The sequence below is a fragment of the Palleronia sp. genome, assembly GCF_042089775.1.
In the GTDB taxonomy this organism is placed as follows: Bacteria; Pseudomonadota; Alphaproteobacteria; order Rhodobacterales; family Rhodobacteraceae; genus Palleronia.
In genome coordinates this window covers 1-3,947 of sequence record NZ_JBELKF010000175.1, presented here as the reverse complement: position 1 = coordinate 3,947, position 3,947 = coordinate 1, and the positions used below count along the sequence as shown (strand labels likewise).

The window sequence follows — 3,947 nt, the reverse complement described above, 5'->3', positions numbered from 1 at the left end:
CGACCTGCCTGCGCTTGGCAGCGGGCAACGCCTCATCGGTGAACTGCTCGACGGCGAAGGTGAGCGTGAGCGCCTCGAAGTCGGCGGCCGAGCCCTCGAAGCGTTTAAGGAACATGAGCGACTCGAAGAGCGACCGGTCGAAGGCGGGCATGTCGGCGATGGTGTTGGTGCGCCCGAGCAGCCGCGCGACGAAAAAGGGCGCGAGCGGCAGCTCGGGAAAGGCCGCCCTCTGGGCCGGGTCGAGCAGGCCTTCGAGCTTGTCCCACCACCCCCTGGCGCTGTCGGGATGCAGCATCTCGTCGCTGCTGAAACCGCTTTCATCCGCGAACCTGCGCGCGCCGGCCCCGGTCAGCATGACATGCGGCAGTCGGCGCATCACCTCGCGCGCGAGCCGCGCCACCGGCAGGGTGCGCGGCACCGCGCCGACGGCGCCGACCTCGCGGGTGGTGCCGTCCATGACGCCCGCATCGCATTCCATCTCGCCGATCATGTTGGGCCAGCCGCCATAGCCGACCGAGCGCACCGCCGGGTCGGCCTCGACATGGCCGATGCCCTCGACCAGCGCGTCGACGGCACCGGTTCCGGCCTTCAGCGCGGCCACGGTATGAAAGAAGCCGGGCTCGGCCTCGCAGTTTGCAAGCAGGATCACGGGATCAGTCTTTCGTCATCTTCGAGAGGAATTTGCGAATCCGCGGCACGGCGAGACCGCCCTCCTCGGAAAAGAAGGTCTCGGTCGGCATGTCGACGATCAGCTCCCCGGCTTCGAGAAACACGATGCGGTCGGAGATGCGCCGCGCGAACTCGATCTCGTGGGTGACGAAGACCATCGTCGTACCCTCCGCCGCGAGGCGGGCGAGGATGGCGAGCACCTCGCCGGTCATCTCGGGATCGAGCGCGCTGGTCACTTCGTCGAGCAGAAGGTAGCGCGGCTGCATCGCCAGCGCCCGACAGATGCCGACGCGCTGGCGCTGGCCGCCAGAGAGGCGCTGCGGGTAGGCGTCGGCATGCTCCGTGAGACCGACCAGATCGATGAGCGCGCGCGCCTGCTTCTCGGCCTCGGCGCGCTTCTGGCCCAGCACCTGGATCGGCGCGAGCGTGACGTTCTGCAGCACCGTCATGTGCGGGTAGAGGTTGAACAGCTGAAACACCGTGGCCGATCGGCGCCGCGCCGCGGCGAGGCCCGCGGAGGTCGAGACGTCGTGGCCGTCGACCCGGATCGCGCCGCCCGAGAGAGACTCGAGCCCGTTGATGCAACGTATCAGCGTCGATTTGCCCGAGCCCGAGGAGCCGAGGATCGTCACCACTTCGCCGGGTTCGACCTTGAGGTTGATCCGCTTGAGCACCTCGGCGCTGCCGAACCGCTTCTCGACATTGTTGATTTCGATCATCAGAGTCCCTGCCACACGACGGATCTGCGCAGGTGCCGCTCAAGCCGGCCCCCGAGGGCGGCCAATGCCTTGGCGCAGAGGTAATAGGTCAGCCCGATCACGCTCCAGACCACGAAGGGTTCGAGCGTGCGGAGGTTGAGGATGTTGCCGATCTTGGTCAGGTCGGCGACACCGATCACCGAGATCAGCGAGGTCACCTGCAGCTGGTTCACCAAGAGCCCGATCAGCGGACCGACCGAGAACGCGGCGGCCTGCGGCGAAATGATCCGGCGCAGGATCTGCCAGCGGCTGTGACCGAAGACCCGCGCCGCCTCGATCTGGTCGCGCTCGACCGCCTCGACGCCGGAGCGGAAGATCACGAAGGCGAAGGCGGCGGTGTTGAGGCTCACCGTCAGAAGCGCCGCCGTGACCGGGGTCATGTTGACCTGAAAGAAGGCCGGCATCCCGAAGAACACCAGAAACAGCTGCACCAGCACCGGCGAATTCTTCAAAAGCTCGGTCACGGCAACGACGACATGGCCGATCACCGGCACGCGGTAGTAATGCAGCACCGTCAGCGCCGCGCCGAGCGCCAGCCCGATCAGCGTGGTCGCGGCGAAGAGGCCGAGCGTGACGCCGAGGCCCTGCGCCAGAAGCACGAGGTCGTAGGGGGTGAAGTCGGCGTATCTCATGCCACCGCCTCCGGCATGCCGCGGTTGAGCCGGCGATGCACGCCCGTGACGGCGAGCGAGAGCGTATATGTCAAGGCAGCGTAGAGCACCAGGAGCACGGCATAGACCTCGAACGGCATGAAGGTGGTGGCGGCGACGATCTTGGCGGTGCCGGTCAGCTCGTTGACGGTGATGGTCGACAGGATCGAGGAGGTCAGCACGAGGTTGATCAGCACCGAGCCCATCGGCCGCACCGAGACGCGCAGCGCGTTGGGCATGACGATGCGGCTGAAGATCTGCCAGCGGCTGAGGCCGAACACCCGCGCCGCCTCGATCACGCCCTGTTCGATCGACAGGATGCCGGCGCGGATCACGTCGGCGACGAAGGCGCCGCCGGCGATCGACATCGCCAGCACGCCGGTCTCGAAGGCGCCGATATAGATGCCGAGCTCGGGCAGGCCGTAGAAAAAGAAGAACAACTGCACGATGAAGGGCACGTTGCGGAACAGGTCGCAATAGAGGGCGGCGGCGGCGCGCGCGGCGCGGTTGCGCGCGGTGCGCAGCGAAGCGATCAGCGCACCCAGCACCACCGCGCCCGCCACCGCCAGCACGCAGGCCGCGACGGTCAGCGCGAAGCCTTCGAGCAGGAACCCCAGATGGGGTTCGAGAGCGTTCCAGGACCTGATCACGTCGCCTCCTCCGCGCCGTCAAGAGTGAAAGCGCTTTCACTTTGGTGGGGGCGGGCTGTCTTGTCAATGATGCTATTGCGATTTTGCCGACCGAACCGCACTCCCTGGCCAAGCCGACTTGGGTGCGCGGCATGATCGTGATTGGACCCGTTCCGGGCGCCCCTGTGATGGTAGTCGGTATAGTTTCGCTTGAGACGAGCAGCCTTCGCCGCGTGGCTTTGGCTCCTCGAACGGCTCCGACATTGCGATGCGCGGCTTCTCATCACGATCGCATAGGCCTCGGGTCGGGGTTCGGCATGCAATGCCTGTGCTCTGAGAGATGGGAAAGGCAGCCGAGACATCGCTGCGACCGAGCTGTTCCGTCTCGATAGGGCGCTAGAAGAGCTAATCCGCTGCAGGAACCGGCACAAGGGTCATGCAGCTGTCTTCCTGTCTCGGAAACTATTTCGCTTGATCAAGGATATAGCCGATCAACCTCGTTGCAGTCTCATCCAGCGCTTGACGAATACACTTCGACAAAAATAGTTTACTTACTTAGTGTACTAAATAGGTCGAGCCAGTGAACATGACCAAGACCGGAGCAGGGCAGATCCTGACGCATTTGCGTGACGAGGGTCCCACCTCGCGGGCCGAATTGGCGCGGCAGACGGGGATCTCTTCGGCGGGCGTGACGAAGATCACCGCCCAGCTGCTTGCAGACGGTATCGTCAGGGAACGCGAAGTGCCGGGGCAGTCCATCGGTCGCCCGCCCGTGTTCCTGTCTCTCCGGCCCCGCGCGCGCAGGGTTCTGGCCATTCATCTCGAGGTGGGCCGCATTCGCGTGGCCCTGTGCGATCTGTCGCTCGGTCGCGGCCCGATCATGACCGGGGATTTCGATCCCGAGGCCCCGGTCGAGGAGGTCATCGCCGCCACGGTGCGGCTCGCCCGCGCGGTGCTCGAAGCCGAAGGCTCCGCCCCGGGCGAGGTGCTGGGGGTCGGGGTCGGCCTGCCGGGCGCGGTCGATGCGACGCGCCGCTCGAACGTCCTGTCGATCCTTGCCGGGTGGCGCAACGTCCCCTTCGCGGATGCCTTCGAGGCCGCGCTCGGCCTGCCGGTCGTGCTCGAACACAATGCCACGGCCATCGCCATGGCCGAGGCGCGTTATGGCGACGGGCGCGACGCGGCAAGCATCCTGCACCTGTTCCTCGGCAGGGGAATCGGTGGCGGCTTTGCCCAGACAG

General features: G+C 66.1%; 5 protein-coding genes. 1 reads left to right on the top strand and 4 read right to left on the bottom strand.

What is annotated here, in order from left to right:
- The 4 genes from ACFDS3_RS19435 to ACFDS3_RS19420 all read right to left on the bottom strand — a co-directional run.
- Positions 1-649: isoaspartyl peptidase/L-asparaginase (locus tag ACFDS3_RS19435; RefSeq protein WP_375263989.1), on the bottom strand; the 649-nt coding region annotated here is incomplete at its 3' end.
- Positions 650-653: 4 nt separating this feature from the next.
- On the bottom strand, positions 654-1,388 hold the full coding sequence (locus ACFDS3_RS19430; RefSeq protein ID WP_375263988.1) for an amino acid ABC transporter ATP-binding protein: 735 nt from the start codon (positions 1,386-1,388) through the stop codon (positions 654-656).
- Positions 1,388-2,059, bottom strand: coding sequence for an amino acid ABC transporter permease (locus ACFDS3_RS19425; protein ID WP_021694774.1), 672 nt, complete (start codon positions 2,057-2,059; stop codon positions 1,388-1,390). The genes ACFDS3_RS19430 and ACFDS3_RS19425 overlap by 1 nt, the downstream gene beginning before the upstream one ends.
- Positions 2,056-2,727, bottom strand: coding sequence for an amino acid ABC transporter permease (locus ACFDS3_RS19420; RefSeq protein ID WP_375263987.1), 672 nt, complete (start codon positions 2,725-2,727; stop codon positions 2,056-2,058). Before ACFDS3_RS19420 ends, ACFDS3_RS19425 begins: the two co-directional genes overlap by 4 nt.
- A 565-nt stretch (positions 2,728-3,292) precedes the next feature.
- Between ACFDS3_RS19420 and ACFDS3_RS19415 the strand changes: the two genes are divergently transcribed.
- On the top strand, positions 3,293-3,947 hold a 655-nt coding region (locus ACFDS3_RS19415), incomplete at its 3' end, for an ROK family protein (protein ID WP_375263986.1).